This window comes from Candidatus Aminicenantes bacterium, from assembly GCA_026393855.1.
Taxonomy (GTDB): domain Bacteria; phylum Acidobacteriota; class Aminicenantia; order Aminicenantales; family UBA4085; genus UBA4085.
The window spans coordinates 1-15814 of record JAPKZJ010000037.1; the positions used below are offsets into that span (position 1 = coordinate 1).

Below are 15814 nucleotides of genomic sequence, written 5' to 3' on the forward strand. Positions count from 1 at the left end.
CCCGACCGCCTGGCCGCCCTTGAAGGCCAGGAGCATGATCACGTCGCAGTAGCCGAAAGCCTTGTTTTTCTTGGGATTGAAGTATTTCCGGTCGTCCATCAGAACGGGATGGACCCAATAGGGCCGTCCGGCGTTGAGCTTTTCGGGCAGGTAGAGGAACGTCTTGAAATCCTTTTTCGAGGCGACTTCCCGGATTTCGATGCTCATTCGCGCTCCTTCCGTCAGAAGTTGCCCCTTTTATCCTCTTTTTCACCGGTTTTGTCAAAATACCTACTTCTGTTTATCAGGTTCTTGCCCAATCCCGAGGAGGGTGGTTCGGAGTGCCGTCCCGGCAATACTTTGATAGCCCTCGCCAGGATAATTGCTTCAACAATCCTCGCGAGGACGGCTTCGGCGTCTTCTCGCAATTTCGCCGTTGGCCGACACCCCGAACCACCCTGATTTCCCCGGGCTTGGGCGAAGATTAAAAGAAAGTGGCGGTATCGAGCATTCCGAGAAGCTCTTTCTCTGGGGCGAGGGGTGTGAGGGTGAGCGCCGATGCGGAAAATTCGTTGCGTGTTCTCGTTTTTCGAGGGGATTCGGCCCGAAAAGAGGCCGAACGGCGAGGATGTCTGAGTGGGCCGTACAAAGACCGTAAAATCGATGCGGGACGCGAGTTCCGAGCCGCCGAGAAAAACGAGACGCCACGACGCAAAAATTTCCGCCAGAGCGAACCCCACACCCCGAGCCCCCTCTTGAGTAAATGTCTGTGAAAATATTGAGGATAAGCGGTGAAAAGCCTGTGAAAACCCTTGACAAAATCCGGGCCGAAAAAGTATATTGACCATCCTCCAATGAACATTGAGACAATCACCCTGCTCACGGTCTTTGTCCCGATCATTGGCTCGTTGACGATCCCGCGGCGTGGTCCGTCCTTTTAGGCGGCGCCACGGCGTTCCTGCCGATGCTCCTGATCAAGACCGCGCTCGGCGGCGGCGAGACCATCGTCCGGAAGGAGTTCGTTCTCGGGCTGGACTTCATCCTGGTGATCGACCCCCTGTCGATCTTCATGTCCATCGTCTCCTCGTTCATCGGCTTTCTGATCATCGTGTACTCCCTGGGGTACATCCGGCACGAGGAGAACCAGAACGAATACTTCCTGATGGTCCTGCTCTTCATCGGGTCGATGATGGGGCTGGTGTACTCGGGCAATCTGATCTTCCTGTACTTGTTCTGGGAGATCATCGCCGTCTGCTGCTGGCGGCTGATCGGTTTCTACCGATTGAAGGAGCACGTCAGGAAGGCCGATAAAGCCTTCCTGATCACCTTCTTCGGCGCCGTGGTCATGCTGCTGGGCTTCATCCAGATTTACGGCCAGACCGGCACCTTCGATCTGACGGCCATGCGGGGGGCCATCATCCCGGGGAGCGCGGTCCTGCTGATCCTGTTCGGGCTGTTCTCCAAGTCGGCCACCGTGCCGCTCCACTCCTGGCTGCCCGATGCCGGCGTCGCCCCGACTACGGTCACGGCCCTGCTCCATGCCGCCGTGCTGGTCAAGATCGGCGTCTACGCCTTCGCCCGGTTGTTCCTGTACGGCTTCCGCTTGCCCGGCTCCTGGCCCGAAGCCCTGCCGATCATCGTCGTCGTCTCCAGCCTGATCGCGGCCGGCGCGGCCACCGTCGAGACCGACATCAAGCGCATCCTGGCCTACTCCACGGTCTCCCAGATCGGCTATATCTTCCTGGGCTTCTCCGTAGCCAACACGATCGGGGTCAACGGCTCGCTGCTGTTCATCCTGATGCACGGCCTGGCCAAGGCCGGGCTCTTCCTCTGCGCCGGGATTGTGATCCACGCCACCCACAAGCGTGACATCCGCGAGATGGGCGGCCTCATCAAGACCATGCCGGTCACGGCGGCGGCCTTCCTGCTCTGCTCCTTCTCCGTCATCGGCATCCCGCCGTTCGGCGGCTTCTTCTCCAAGTTCATGGTCATCATGGGCACCGTCAAGGCCGGTATGATCCCGGTCGCCGCGATCGCCCTCTTCACCGCCGTTCTGACCATGTACTACCTCCTGCGGACCTTCGCCCTGATCTTCATGGGCGAAGCCAAGGTCGCGGCCCCCGAGAAGACCTTCTCCATGGTCTTCGTGGTCGGGCTCCTGGCCGTCCTGTCGCTCGTCTCCGGCCTGCTCATATCCTGGCCGGCCAAGCTGACGACGGCCGCGACCACCCATATCAGCTGGTGGCTGCGATGAACCCCACAATGCTTTTCTGGACCATCCTCGTGCCGGCCCTGGCCGCCGTCCTGCTGGCCCTCATCCCTTCGCGGGTCAAGGTTCTGCGGGAGCTCCTGGCCCTGGCCGCCTCGGCCGCCTCGCTTGTCTTTGCCATCCAGCTCTTCGGCCAGAAGACGCTCGAATGGCGCCCCGGCTGGCTGGGCGACGGCATCGCCTTTGAGCTGCGGCTGTTCCACTTCTCCTCGTTCATCCTGCTCGGCCTGGCCGGTTTCCTCGTCCTGATCGTCGTCTACTCGACGGCCAAGATGAAGGCTCACCCGCAGGTCCGGCTCTACTACGCCCTGGTCCTCCTGTCGGCCGCCCTGGCCAACGGGGCCGTCCTATCCGACAACTTTGTCCCCCTGGTCTTCTTCTGGGAAGGCCTGCTGGTGACCCTCTACGGCCTGATCGCCATCGGCGGCAAAGATGCCCATCGGACCGCCATGAAGGCCTTCATCATCAGCGGCTTTTGCGACTTCTGCCTGATCATGGGCATCGGCATTCTGTGGGCCAAGACGGGGACGCTGACGATCTCCCAGATCTCGGTCCATCCGACCGGCGTCTACGCCGCCGCCTTCATCCTGATGATGATCGGCGCCGCCGGCAAAGCCGGGGTCATGCCTTTTCACACCTGGATCCCCGACGCCGCCATCGACGCCCCGGTGACCTTCATGGCCTTCATGCCGGCGGCCTTCGAGAAGCTGCTGGGGATCTACCTGCTGGCCCGGCTGACCCTGGACGTGTTCAAGATCGAGAAGGGCGGCGCCATGTCCCTGCTGATGATGACGGTCGGCGCGGCGACCATCGTCCTGGCCGTCATGATGGCCCTCATCCAGAAGGACTTCAAGCGGCTGCTGTCCTACCACGCCGTCAGCCAGGTCGGCTACATGATCCTGGGCCTCGGCACGGGGGTCGCGGTCGGGATCGCCGGCGGCCTCTTTCATATGATCAACCACGCCATGTACAAGTGCGGCCTGTTCCTCAGCGCCGGCTCGGTCGAACATCGCTGCGGGACGACCGAGATGAAGAAGCTCGGCGGGCTGGCCAAGGCCATGCCGCTGACCGCGGCCGGGTTCACCGTCTGCGCCCTGGCCATCTCCGGCGTCTGGCCGCTCAACGGCTTCGTCTCCAAGGAGATGGTCTTCCACGGCGCCCTGGAGACAGGCTACACCGTGTTCGCCGTCGCCGCCTGGCTGGGGGCGATCTTCACCTTCGCCTCGTTCCTCAAAGCCGGGCACTCGGTGTTCTTCGGCAAGCCGAGCGAAGAGCGGCCGGTAGCGAAAATCAAGGAAAGCCCGATCGCCATCGTCCTGCCGATCCTCATCCTGGCCCTGCTCTGCATCACCTTCGGCGTCTTCAACAAGCTGCCCTTAAATACGTTCATCGGCCCGATCCTCGACGGCCACGTCGAGGCGGGCGAGTCCGTCGACTTCACCTCGCACGCCCTGGACGTTTTCACCCCGGTGGCCGGGATCTCCATGGGCTGCCTGCTGCTGGCCTTCCTGCTCCACGCCTACGGCTGGAAGAAGGGCGGCAAAAAACCCTACCTGGCCTCGGAACCGATCCACAAGGCGCCCGTTCTCAAGACCATCTACGCCTGGGCCGAAAATCGCGTCTTCGACCTCTACGAGCAAGGCGTCGTCTTCCTGCGCGGCTTGTCGCTCGTCCTATTCCGGGGCATCGACCGGCCCATCGACTTCGTCTACGAGAAGGCCGTCACCTCGGTCGGCGGAGCGATGAGCGGACTGCTCAGCAAGGCCCACAACGGACGCTATGCCACCTATCTGGCCTGGTGCCTGGGCGGCCTCCTGGTCCTGGCCGCGGTCATCAGTGTTCTGGTCTCGTAACGACTTGACGGAGAGAGAGGAGGACCTTTGATTTTCCTTTATATCGGTTTGCCCCTCATCGTCGCCGCGGTTCTGCCGCTCGTCGGGAAGGTCTCCAAGAAGGTCCTGCCCGACGTGCTGGCCAACGGCGTCTTCCTCTTCCTGTTCGCCTACGCCGTGACGGGCGCCCGCCCGCTTCTCGCCGGCGGGGCGCTCCGCCAGACCTTCACTTGGTTCGGCGAGCCGCTGGGCATCCAGATCGCCGTCGACGGCTTCAGCCTCTTTTTGCTGACCGTGATCGCCCTCGTCAGCGCCTGCGTCGGCCTCTATTCGATCAGCTACATGGAGCACTACGGTTCCAAGGCCAACTACTACGCCCTGCTCCTGATGATGATCGTCGGGATGAACGGACTGGTTCTAGTGACCGACCTCTTCCAGATCTACATCTTCATGGAGGTCGCCGCGGTGGCTTCCTACGCGCTGGTGGCCTTCGGCCGCGAGCACGCCGAGCTCGAGGCGGCCTTCAAGTACCTGATGCTCTCGGTCGTCGCCTCGGCCGCGGTCCTGTTGGCCATCGCCCTCCTGTTCGGGCTGACCGGCAGCTTGAGCTTCGCCGCCGTCGGCGAGGGCCTGCGCCGGCTGGACGATAAAATCGCGGCCGGGATCGCCTCGGCCCTGTTCCTGCTGGGCTTCGGGCTCAAGGCCGCCCTGGTTCCGTTCCACGCCTGGCTGCCGGACGCCCACCCTTCGGCCCCGGCCCCGATCTCGGCCATCCTGTCGGGCCTGCTGATCAAGGTCTCGGGCGTGTACGCCATGACCCGCGTCTTCTTCCACGTCTTCGGCCTGACCCCGGCCCTGAGCGAGGTTTTGATGTGGCTGGGCGCGGTTTCGATCGTCGTCGCCGCCTTGCTGGCCCTGGCCCAAAAAGACATGAAGCGGATGCTGGCCTACTCCTCGATCAGCCAGGTCGGCTATGTCGTCCTGGGCCTCGGCATCGGCACGCCGCTGGGCATCGCCGGCGGCCTGTTCCACCTGCTCAACCACGCCGTGGCCAAGAGCCTGCTGTTCCTGAACAGCGGCTCGGTCCAGCAGGCCACCGGCACCCGCGACCTGGATGAGATGGGCGGCCTGGCCAAGCGCATGCCGATCACGGCGACGACCAACCTGATCGGCTCGCTGTCGATCTCCGGCGTGCCGCCGCTGGGCGGATTCTGGAGCAAGCTGCTGATCATCATGGCCCTCGTCCAGGCCCGCCAGCCGGCCCTGGCCGTCATCGCCGTCCTGGCCAGCGTCCTGACCCTGTGGTACTACCTGATCATCCAGCGCAAAGCCTTCTTCGGCAAGCTCAACGCGCGCTGGGCGGAGGTCAAGGAAGCGCCCTTCTGGATGTCGGCGGCCACCGTTATTTTGGCCGTCCTCTGCCTGGCGTTGGGCCTCTTCTTCTCCTCGGTCGTCTCGACCTGGATCCAGCCCGCCGCCGACGGGCTGGCCAAGGGAATGGGGATGTAACCATGGCACTCGATATCGCCCTTCTCGTCGGGCTGGTTCTGGCCGCCGCCCTGGCCATCCTGGCCAAGGACCTGATCAAGGCGGCCGTCGCCCTGGCCGTGTCCAGCCTCCTGCTGGGCATCGTCTTTTTCCGGATGAGCGCCCCCTTCGCCGGCGTCTTCGAGATCTCGGTCGTGGCCGGGCTGATCACCGTGCTCTTTATCCTGACCATCGCCCTGACCAAGACCGACGGCGAAGTCCAGGAGTCCCGCACGGCCCTGTGGATCTTCCCGATCTTCTTCATCGTCTTCATCGCCGTCGACGCCCTGGTCATGAAGGGGCTGACGGCCAAGATCGCGACCCTGCCGGCGGGGCCCGAGTCGGGCGCCTTCGGCGACGTCCTCTGGAAGCAGCGGACGTTCGACCTGGTCGGCCAGCTGGCGGTCATCCTGTCCGGCGTCTTCGCCGTCCTGGCCCTGTTCCGAAAGAGGGACAAAGATGAATAGTCATTGGCTTCTGTATCTGTTCTTCGCCGCAGGCCTGGTCGGCATCGGCCTTTACGCCCTGCTGACGATGCGCAACTTGATCAAGCTGTTCATCGGCATCGAAGTCATCGGCAAGGGCGTCAGCCTGGCCCTTCTGGCCACCGGGTTCGCCAAGGGCAACATCCTGCTGGCCCAGAGCCTGGTCATCACCTTCATCGTGGTCGAGGTCTGCTTGGTGGCGACGGCCCTGGCCCTGATCGTTAACATCAACCGGCACACCAAGAGCCTGGATGTCCGCAAGCTGACCCAGCTCAAAGGATAACGCCATGAACGGCATCGACATTCTGCTTTCCCCGCCCGTCGCCTTCGTCCTTTTCCTGGCGGCGGCCCTCCTTCTTTACCGGCTCGGCCGCCGCATGGCGCCCAAGATGAACAAGGTCGGCGGCAAGCTCACCAGCTACGCCTGTGGCGAGGACATGCCCGGGACCAAGATCCAGTTCGGCTACCGGACGTTCTTCTTCGTCGCCCTGTTCTTCACCATCATGCACGTGGCGGCTCTTGTCCTGGCCACCGTCCCGTCCGGCAAGATCGTCCTCTTCGCGGCCCTCTACCTGGCCGTGATCTTCCTGTCCATCATGGCCCTCGTGACCCGGGACTGACAAGGAGCCGCCATGCTGAAGAAACTGACCCGCTGGTCCAGGATCAAATCGCCCTGGATCCTGCACCTGAACTCCGGCGCCTGCAACGCCTGCGACATCGAGGTCGTGGCCGCACTGACGCCGCGCTTCGACGTCGAGCGCTTCGGGGTCCTGCTCAAGGCCACTCCGCGGCACGCCGACGTCATCATCGCCACCGGTCCCGTCACCCGCCAGCTCAAGGACCGGATCATCCGCATCTACGAGCAGACCCCGGACCCCAAATTCGTCGTCGCCGTGGGCGCCTGCGCCATGTCCGGCTGCGTCTACCGCGGCGCCTACAACATCATGGGCGGCCTGGACCAGGTCATCCCGGTGGACGTCTACGTCCCCGGATGCCCGGCCCGGCCCGACGCCATCCTGGACGGCGTCGTCAAGCTCCTGGGAAAACTGTGAGGAGGCCCGCATGACCGACGCCGAAAAGATCGATAAAGCCAAGGCCCTCCTGGGCGCCCGCCTGATCGAGAGCGCCAACCCGGCGCCCCACCGGGTCTTCCTGACCGTCGCCCCGGGCGATTTGCGCGCCTCTATCGAGGCCCTCAAGACCGGGCTCGACCAGTGGTACCTGTCCACCATCAGCGGGGTCGACAAGGGCGACGTCTACGAGATCCTTTACCACTTCGGCGACACGGCCGGCTCGATCACCGTCCGGACCGCCATCCCCAAGGCCGAGCCGCACCTCCCGTCGATCTGTATCGTCATCCCCGGCGCCATCCTTTACGAGCGCGAACTGCAGGACATGTTCGGGATCGTCGTCGACGACATCCCGGACCCCCGCAACCTGCTCATGCCCGACGGCTGGCCGGAGAACAACTTCCCGCTGCGGAAGGACTGGAAATTCGAGCGGCCGAAGGAAATCATCCCCGGAGGCAAGGCATGAAGTTCCAAATCCCGATCGGTCCCCAACACCCCGCCCTCAAGGAGCCGATCAGCCTGCGCATGACCGTCGAGGGCGAGGTCATCAAGGACGCCGATCTCCGCCTCGGCTACAACCACCGCGGCATGGAGAAGCTGGCCGAGGAGAAGACCTGGATCCAGAACATCTACCTGACCGAGCGCATCTGCGGCATCTGCTCGCACTCCCACGCCACCTGCTTCGTCCAGGGAGCGGAAAAGCTGCTGGAGATCGAGCCCCCGAAGAGGGGCCTATACCTCAGATACCTCGTCTCGGAGCTCGAGCGCGTCCACAGCCACCTGCTCTGGCTCGGTGTCGCCGGCCACGAAGCCGGGTTCGACTCGTTCTTCATGTACACCTGGCGGGACCGTGAGGTTGTCATGGACCTCCTGGAGATGATCTCGGGCAACCGGGTCCATTACGCCATCAACACCCTGGGCGGAGTCCGGCGCGACCTGGACGAGATCCAGAAGGCCAAGATCCTGGAGGGCTTGAAAATCCTCAAGGAGCGGAGCGAATACTACCTCAAGATCGGGGCCGGCGAGCCGACTTTCGTCGGACGCCTGGCCGGCGTCGGCATGCTGTCCAAGCAGCAGGTCATGGACCTCTGCGCTGTCGGCCCGGTGGCCCGGGCCTCCGGCGTCGCCCGCGACGTCCGTAAGGACGACCCGCACGCTTTCTACAACGACGTGGAGTTCGACGTCGCCACGGCCGACTCATGCGACGTGCTGGGCCGGGCGGTCGTCCGGATCAAGGAGCTCTTCGAGTCGTACAAGATCGCCGAGTTCGTCGTCCGCAACCTGCCCGACGGGCCGATCGCCGTCAAGTCCCCCCGGCGGGCCAAGCCGGGCGAAGTCGTCAGCCGCTACGAGGCGCCGCGGGGCGAGAACATCCACTACATCAAGTCCAACGGCACCGACAAGCCGGAGCGGCTCAAGGTTCGGGCCCCGACCCTGGCCAACTACCCGGCCACGGTGGAGATGCTGCGCCACGGCTTCATCGCCGACATCCCGCTCATTTTCGCCGCCATCGACCCCTGCATCTGCTGCGCGGAGCGGACGGCCGAGCTGGTCGACGCCCGGACGGGCGAGGAGCGGATCGTCCGCTTCAGCGACCTGCGGCGGCTGGCCGCGAGCCGCGCCGCCCACTCGGACAAAAGGAACGGGCCATGGCCGCTGTGAAAACCCTCTTCTACCTGGTCGTCTACCCCGGTCTTCTCTTCCTGTTCGTCTATGCCACCTTCTGCGAATGGTTCGACCGGAAGATCTACGCCCGCCTCCAGAACCGCATGGGCCCCACCCATACCGGCCGCGGCGGCGTGCTCCAACCGGTGGCCGACTTCTTCAAGCTGCTGGCCAAAGAGGACATCGTCCCGGACCGGGCCGACAAGGCCCTGTTCACCTGGCTGCCGGTCGTCGGCCTGGCTATCGTCCTGACCGCCGGAATACTTCTCCCGGTCTGGCATTCCCAACCCGGTGCCTCCACCTTCAACTCCTTCTCGGGCGACCTCATCATCCTGCTCTATCTGCTGAGCCTTCCGACCCTGATCTTCTTCCTGGCCGGCTGGGCTTCGACCAACGCCTTTTCGATCATCGGCGGCACCCGCGTCCTGACCATGCTTTTCGGGTACGAGGTGCCTCTCTTCCTGGCCGTGCTGGGCCCGGCCATGCTGGCCGGATCGTGGCGCCTGGTCGAGATCGCGGCCTTCTATCAGCACCGGCCGTACCTCCTGCTTGTCAACATCATCGGCTTCGGGGTCGCCCTGGTCTGCGTTCAGGCCAAGCTGGAGCGGACGCCCTTCGATATCCCGCACGCCGAGACCGAGATCGTCGGCGGCACCTTCACCGAGTACTCGGGCAAGAAGCTGGCCCTCTTCCGGCTGATGACCGACATCGAGATGGTCGTCTCGGCCGGCCTGGTCGCGGCCGTCTTTATGGGCGGGTTCGGGGGCGGCCTCATCCTGGGCTTCATCCAGTTCATCCTCAAGACCCTGTTCGTCATCTTCCTGCTGACGCTGATGCGGGCGACGACGTCCCGCCTCCGGGTCGACCAGGTGGTCACGGTGGCCTGGAAATACCTGGCTCCGCTGGCCGTCCTTCAGCTCCTGATCGTCATCCTGGTCAAGGGATTGGTGTTATGAAATTAGGCATTTTCCTTCCCGAGCTGATCCGGTCCCTATTCAAGAAACCGAACACGGTCGACTACCCCTTCCAGAAGCTCGAAGTCCCGCCGGGCTTCCGCGGCACGCCGTTCCTCCACCCCGATTTGTGCATCGCCTGCCGGGCCTGCGAGCGGGATTGCCCGGCCGAGGCCATCGAGATCGAGGAGCTCTCCAAGGAAGAAAAGAAATTCCAGATGATCATCCACAACGACCGCTGCATCCATTGCGCGCAGTGCGTGGACTCCTGCCCGACCACCCCGGTCAAGGCCATGGAGATGGATCACCTCTACGAGCTGGCCGACTTCGACCGCCACAACCTGAAGATGCAATACGTCTACACCCGAGCCCTGCCGAAGAAGCCGGCGGGCTCTGCCGCCGTGCCGACCGTCATCAAGCCCGAACCGGCCAAGCTTTAAGCCGCGTTTGCCGATCCAGGGGAACGGAAAACCGTTCCCCCTTTTTTTTGCCCTCGACGCACCCGATGCAACCTTTCCGTTGCCGGACGGTCTATCTGAAAGGAGACCGATTCCGGCCGGGAGGTTCTCATGATTCGGACCCGCGTCTTCATCGGCACCGTTTTGCTCATCCTGCCCATGCTTATCGCTGCGGAAAGACAGGCCCCGCCCGACGGGCCCCGCATCGAATGGGCCCCCCTCCCGGCCCCTTTCGCCGAGCCGCGTCCGGACGCCAGGACCGGTTACTTGATCGTTCCCGAACGGAGGGAGACGCCGCGCTCCGGCCGGACCATTCGACTCCCATTCCTCATCCTGAAAAGCCGGAGCGCCTCGCCGCGGCCGGACCCGGTCTTCTTCACGGCGGGAGGGCCCGGCGGAAGCACCCTCTCCCGGACCGGCTTTTTCAGCCGCTCTCCGCTTCGCGACGATCGGGACATCATCCTCCTCGAGCAGCGCGGAAACAGGTTTGCCGAGCCGGCCTTGATGGGCCCGGAAATCGACCGCGCCCTCCGGTCAGGCTGGGGAGCGCGGCTCAACGGAGATCCGGATCCCCTGGTGGTGAAGGCGGCGCTGAGCGCGGCCGCCCGGTCGCTGAAGGAATCCGGCATCGACCCGACAGGCTATACCACCAAGGAGAGCGCGGCCGATATCGCCGAGCTTCGGCGGCTGTTGGGGATCGAGGCCTGGAATCTCTACGGCGTCTCCTACGGCACCAAGTTGATTCTGACGATCCTGCGCGATCATCCGGAAGGGGTGCGCGCGGTCATTCTCGATTCCGTCCTGCCCCTCGAGGCCAATTGCGACGAAGAGACGCCGGCCAATATCCTGGTTGCTCTCAACAGCGTCTTCGCGGTCTGCCGCGAGGACGAGAGGCTGCGAGAGCGATTTCCGGACCTGCGCGAGCGGTTCTTCCGTTTATTGGCCGAAGCCAACCGGCATCCGATCGAGATCGAAACGACGAATCCATCGGAGGCCAAGCCCCTCGCCGTGACCTTGGACGGCGTCGGGATCATGAATTGCGTTTATAACGGGCTGGAAGACTCTTCGGTTGTGCCCAGGCTTCCCCTGATCATCGACGCGGCCTGCCGGGGTGAATACGCCCGTCTCGCCCCCTTGGCCAAAACCTATTTGGGCTCCACGCAGGGAACGGCCTGGGGCATGAGGATCTCGGTTTGGTGCAACGAGGAGCTTCCGTTTATGGATCCCAAGAAGGTTCTCCGCCCCTCCGGGCTGCCGCCCGAGCTGGCCCGGTTTATCCAGCCCCAGATCCCCTGGGGCGCGCAACGGGCGTGGCCGAGAGGCCATCCCGCCGAGGCCGAAAACAGGCCGGTGCGGAGCTTCGTCCCGACCCTGATCGCCGCCGGCGAGTTCGACCCCGACACGCCGACGAAATGGGCCCACCAAACCGCCGGCCATCTTCCGAACGCCCGTCTCATCGAATTCGCCGGATTTTCACACGCCCCCTTGTTCGGGCATCCCGAAGCGGCCAGAATCATGCGCGAATTCCTAGCGGTTCCTTCCCGGACGCCTGAGCCGGGGAAAGCGGCCGAACGCCCGGCTTTTCGGATCTCCTGGGAGGAGCCCCCACCGAACTAACGGCTGGCCCGAATCGCAAACGCTCCTCCGAGGCGTCTTTTTCATCAGGACGAAACAATTCCCCCCTTCCTTGGCCTGATACATTCGCGGCGCAAAACTCCGCTTTTTCAAATCGGGGATATAAGCGCCGCTCAGTATGAACCCTGTTAATACCCCGGGCTTTAGCCCGCCCTCATCCGCTTCGCGGTTGAGGACTGCAAAGCCCGGGGTATCGAGCGGGTTTATTGTCTCGAGCCGGGGTCTGCGCTAGACTGGACCCCGATGAGCTCGACATGGCGGAAAATCCTGGAAGAGGCCATCCGTGCCGCCAACAAGGTCGTCGTCCTCGCTGCGGGCAATCCGGATAAAGGGGATGACGGCGCTGGCCCCGCCTGCGCGGCCGCACTTCGAAGGCGGCAGGCCGAGCGCTCGAACGAGACGGTCCTCATCATCGACGGCCGAGAAACTCCGGAAAGCCAGACCGGCCGGATCCGCCGTTTCGGGCCGGAATTGACGATTATTATCGACGCCGCGATCGGCGGACGCACTCCTGGAACGATCTTCATCGTCGAACGGGAGAAGATCGCCGACGAGGGCGTCTCGACCCATACGATTTCGCTTCTGTATCTCGTTCGTTATCTGGAAGAAAGCATCGACTCGCAGGTCATCGTCTTAGGCATCGAGCCGTCATCTCTTGAGCTCGGCTCCCCCATGAGCCCGGAAGTCCGTCAGGCCGTGGACGAGATTGTCTCGGAGTTGTCCTTGTGCTTTGGAAAAACATCGTAGATATAGCCGAATAAAAGTTGGCCTATAAATAAGCGTCAGTCTCTTTGCTCTTTATCCAGTCCCGGGGAGAAAAGCGGTTCGAAGTGCACCGTTGGGGGCAACGGTATCATGCCGCGTGAACAGTTCTTTCTACAGCCGTGATAGCGACGAGAGAACAACGCAGCAAGACCGGCCAACGGCCAGGCTTTGCGCGGTCCTCGACGGGACGATTGCTTCAACGGTCCCCGCGAGGGCGAAATTGCGAGGGCGGCGTCTTTTTCCACAACTCTCTAAGGGAACCTGGCTTTGCAGGCGCCGAGGAGAGCTGTGGGAAAAGACGAAAAGAGCCCGAAGCCGCCGGGACGGCACCCCGAACCGCCCTCCCCGGGAATTAAGAATGGACCTTTAGCGCTAGCTCCCGCAGGTAAAGAGGGGATTACGTATACTGTCCCCCTATTTATTAAATCTTCATCGGCATGAGGACATACAGGCTCTTGAGTCCATCCTCGCCCTCGGGCTTCAGCAGCGCGGCGCTGTTCTCATCCTTGAGCTCGAAGCGGATCTTGTCCCCGCCGACCGTCGTCAGGAAGTCGAGGATGTATTGGGAATTGAAACCGATCTCGATCCCGGCGCCTTTGTACTCGACGTCGAGCTTGTCGCGAGCCTCGCCCATTTCCGGATTGGAGGAGAAGAGGCGGATGCGGTTCTTCTCGAAGGTGAACTTGATGCCGCGTGAACGTTCGGCCGAGAGCAGGGAAACGCGCCGAATGGCGTCGGTGAAGGCGGCTCGGGGCAAAAGCGCGTGGTTGGGGTTGTCCTTGGGGATGACGGCTTCGAAATTGGGGAATTTGCTCTCGATGACGCGGGAAATAAGCGTCCGCGCGCCGCTGCGGAAAAAGAGGTTGTTCTCGTCCATGTCGAACTCGATCATTCCCTCCCCGAACTTGCGGAGTTCGTTGAGGGTCTTTTTGGCTACGATCACCCGAAGCTCTTTGGCCGGCTGCAGATCCGGAATCTGCCGCTGGCAATAGGACAGGCGGTGGCCGTCCGTGCTGATCAGTTCGAGCGATTTGGCTTTGATGACCATCAGGGCGCCGTTCAAGTAATAGCGCTGTTCTTGAGCGATAGCGAAGAAAACGCGATCGATCATGTCCTGGAAGGCATCCACGGGGAAAGCGATCTTCGTCTCGAACTTGGGATCCGGCACCTGGGGATAATCGTCTTTGGGCAGGCACATGACCTTGAATTCGCTCTCGCCGGCCGTGACCCTCATCATCAGGTCCCGGTCTTCTTTGAAGGTGACGGCTTCGCCGTCCGGAAGGGATTTGACGATCTCGAAGATCTTCTTGCCCGAGATCGTCACCGCACCGGGCTCTTCGACCTGGGCTTCGACATGGGTGCGCAGGCCGACTTCCAGGTCCGTCCCGGTCAGCTCGACCAAGCCTTCGGCCGCCTGGATCAAAACGTTGGCCAGGATCGGCATCGTATTGCGCTTCTCGACAATGCCTTGCAGCAGCTGAAGCTCGTCCAGGATGGCTTCTTTGCGGATCGTGAATTGCATATCCTCACCTTCCTCGGAGATTTCCTCAAAACGCGAGCGTCTTATTCTTTCCTAACCATTCCAGATTAATCAAGAAGAAGAATAAAATCAATTGCAAATGTGACTAACCGGCGTAAGTCCCGCATTTCATTATTGCATGAACCCGATCAGGCTGTTGATTTCCTTGTCGAATTCGGGATTGTCCTGGCGCATCTTCTCGATCTTGCGGATGCTGTGCAGGACGGTGGTGTGGTGTTTTCCACCGAATTTCTTGCCGATCTCAGGCAGGGAGGCGTCCGTCAGCTCCTTGGTCAAATACATGGCTATCTGACGGGGGAAAGAGACTTTGGGTGAGTTGTTCTTGGCCTTGAGCTGGGCCGGCTTGATCTTGTAGGTGTGGCAGACGAGCTTTTGGATCTTGTCGACGTTGACGACGCGGGAGGTCGAATCCAGGAGATCCTTGAGCGATTCGCGGGCCAGGTCGATATCGATCGGCTCGCCCTTGAGGGAGGCGTAGGCGACGACCCGGCGCAGATATCCCTCCAGCTCCCGGACGTTGGAATGGACCTTGTCGGCGATGAACAAGGCGACGCTTTCCGGCAGGACGACATTTTCCTGTTCGGCTTTTTTATTGATGATGGCGATGCGGGTCTCGATATCCGGCGGCTTGAGGTCGGCGATCAGGCCCCATTCGAACCGGGATCGGAACCGCTCCTCCAGCCCGGCGATCTCCTTCGGCGGGCAGTCGCTGGAGATGACGATCTGCTTCTGGCTGTCGTAGAGATGGTTGAAGGTATGGAAGAACTCTTCCTTGGTCCGATCCTTGCCGCCGAGCGTATGGATATCGTCCATAATCAGGACGTCGATGGATCGATACTTCTGCCGGAAATCCAGGATCTTGCCGTACTGGAGATGGTTGACTAGGTCGTTCATGAACTTTTCGGTGGTGATGTAGAGGATCTTCAGCCGCGGGTCGTTCTGGAGCGAGGCGTGGCCGATGGCGTTCATGAGGTGGGTCTTGCCGAGACCCGAGCCGCCGTAGAGATAGAGCGGGTTGTATGAACGGGCCGGGTTCTTGGACACGGCCAGGGCCGCGGCGTGGGCGAACTGGTTGCAGTTGCCGACGACGAAGGCGTCGAAGGAATAGTTGGGGTTCAGGTTGGGGTTGAGGAGGTTCCCGAACTTGGTCCGGCGCTCGTCGGGCGAATTCCGCTTGAACGAGAAGGTCGCGTCGTCGAAGATGTACTTCACTTCGATCGATTTGCCGAGGACCACCTTGCCGATCTCGTTGATCAAGGCTGAATAGTGGAAGGACAGCCAGTCCTTGAAGTATGCGTTGGGCACTTTGACATAGAGGCTGTCGCCGTCTTGTCCGATGAATGAGGTCGGGTCGAACCAGGTCTCAAAGCTGTTCGCGTCGACCGTTTTTTGGACCTCGAGAAGGACCTGGAGCCACGGGTTGGTCTTGTCTGACATGATCTTGTTGCTGATATTTTTCCACAGATTTTTCCACAACTGTGGAAATTAGTTATCCCGCTTGCCGGGGGGAATTAGCCTGCTCATGATAGCAAACCGATTTTGTTAATTCAAGGACTTTTTTAATTTGTTTTTATATTTCATAAGGTGTTGTATATAAAACAATTAATTAATTCTTATTGATCCTCTAGGGAAGGTC

General features: G+C 61.9%; 16 protein-coding genes. 13 read left to right on the forward strand and 3 right to left on the reverse strand.

All coding sequences use genetic code 11. The features are described from left to right. On the reverse strand, window positions 1-207 hold a 207-nt coding region (locus NTZ26_04755; GenBank protein ID MCX6559805.1), incomplete at its 3' end, for a hypothetical protein. 736 nt (window positions 208-943) lie between these two features. On the opposite strand from NTZ26_04755, the gene NTZ26_04760 reads away from it, so the two are divergent. The 13 genes from NTZ26_04760 (at window position 944) to NTZ26_04820 (ending at window position 12620) form a co-directional block, all read left to right on the forward strand. Beyond that, window positions 944-2233 carry an NADH-quinone oxidoreductase subunit L gene (locus NTZ26_04760; GenBank protein ID MCX6559806.1) on the forward strand — a complete coding sequence of 430 codons (1290 nt, stop codon included), beginning with the start codon at window positions 944-946 and terminating at the stop codon, window positions 2231-2233. An 8-nt stretch (window positions 2234-2241) separates the two neighbouring features. After that, entirely contained in the window at window positions 2242-4101 is a 1860-nt protein-coding gene (locus NTZ26_04765) for a proton-conducting transporter membrane subunit (GenBank protein MCX6559807.1), read from the forward strand. Between the two features lie 27 nt (window positions 4102-4128). Further along, entirely contained in the window at window positions 4129-5589 is a 1461-nt protein-coding gene (locus tag NTZ26_04770; protein MCX6559808.1) for an NADH-quinone oxidoreductase subunit M, read from the forward strand. A gap of 2 nt (window positions 5590-5591) precedes the next feature. Further along, window positions 5592-6074, forward strand: a complete 483-nt coding sequence (locus NTZ26_04775) for an NADH-quinone oxidoreductase subunit J (protein ID MCX6559809.1) — start codon at window positions 5592-5594, stop codon at window positions 6072-6074. After that, the gene (locus NTZ26_04780) at window positions 6067-6375 is read left to right on the forward strand and encodes an NADH-quinone oxidoreductase subunit K (GenBank protein ID MCX6559810.1); all 309 of its coding nucleotides are present in this window, start codon (window positions 6067-6069) and stop codon (window positions 6373-6375) included. Before NTZ26_04775 ends, NTZ26_04780 begins: the two co-directional genes overlap by 8 nt. Window positions 6376-6379: 4 nt before the next feature. After that, entirely contained in the window at window positions 6380-6712 is a 333-nt protein-coding gene (locus tag NTZ26_04785; protein MCX6559811.1) for a hypothetical protein, read from the forward strand. Between the two features lie 12 nt (window positions 6713-6724). Continuing rightward, the gene (locus tag NTZ26_04790) at window positions 6725-7144 is read left to right on the forward strand and encodes an NADH-quinone oxidoreductase subunit B family protein (protein ID MCX6559812.1); all 420 of its coding nucleotides are present in this window, start codon (window positions 6725-6727) and stop codon (window positions 7142-7144) included. A 10-nt stretch (window positions 7145-7154) separates the two neighbouring features. Next, complete coding sequence (locus NTZ26_04795) at window positions 7155-7628, forward strand: NADH-quinone oxidoreductase subunit C (protein MCX6559813.1); 474 nt, start codon at window positions 7155-7157, stop codon at window positions 7626-7628. After that, entirely contained in the window at window positions 7625-8824 is a 1200-nt protein-coding gene (locus NTZ26_04800; protein ID MCX6559814.1) for a nickel-dependent hydrogenase large subunit, read from the forward strand. The genes NTZ26_04795 and NTZ26_04800 overlap by 4 nt, the downstream gene beginning before the upstream one ends. Further along, window positions 8812-9783 (forward strand): NADH-quinone oxidoreductase subunit H, encoded by a 972-nt coding sequence (locus tag NTZ26_04805; protein ID MCX6559815.1) that lies wholly within the window; start codon window positions 8812-8814, stop codon window positions 9781-9783. Before NTZ26_04800 ends, NTZ26_04805 begins: the two co-directional genes overlap by 13 nt. Then, window positions 9780-10220: a 4Fe-4S dicluster domain-containing protein gene (locus tag NTZ26_04810; GenBank protein ID MCX6559816.1), complete on the forward strand. Its 441-nt coding sequence runs from the start codon at window positions 9780-9782 to the stop codon at window positions 10218-10220. Before NTZ26_04805 ends, NTZ26_04810 begins: the two co-directional genes overlap by 4 nt. Before the next feature lie 129 nt (window positions 10221-10349). Continuing rightward, a complete protein-coding gene (locus tag NTZ26_04815) occupies window positions 10350-11855 on the forward strand; it encodes an alpha/beta hydrolase (GenBank protein MCX6559817.1) in 1506 nt (501 codons plus the stop codon). A 261-nt stretch (window positions 11856-12116) separates the two neighbouring features. Continuing rightward, window positions 12117-12620 (forward strand): hydrogenase 3 maturation endopeptidase HyCI, encoded by a 504-nt coding sequence (locus tag NTZ26_04820; protein ID MCX6559818.1) that lies wholly within the window; start codon window positions 12117-12119, stop codon window positions 12618-12620. A 439-nt stretch (window positions 12621-13059) separates the two neighbouring features. Here NTZ26_04820 and dnaN read toward each other — a convergent pair whose 3' ends face one another. After that, window positions 13060-14160: a DNA polymerase III subunit beta gene (gene dnaN, locus NTZ26_04825; protein ID MCX6559819.1), complete on the reverse strand. Its 1101-nt coding sequence runs from the start codon at window positions 14158-14160 to the stop codon at window positions 13060-13062. 129 nt (window positions 14161-14289) lie between these two features. Beyond that, window positions 14290-15615 (reverse strand): chromosomal replication initiator protein DnaA, encoded by a 1326-nt coding sequence (gene dnaA / locus NTZ26_04830; protein MCX6559820.1) that lies wholly within the window; start codon window positions 15613-15615, stop codon window positions 14290-14292. Between the last annotated feature and the right edge of the window lie 199 nt (window positions 15616-15814).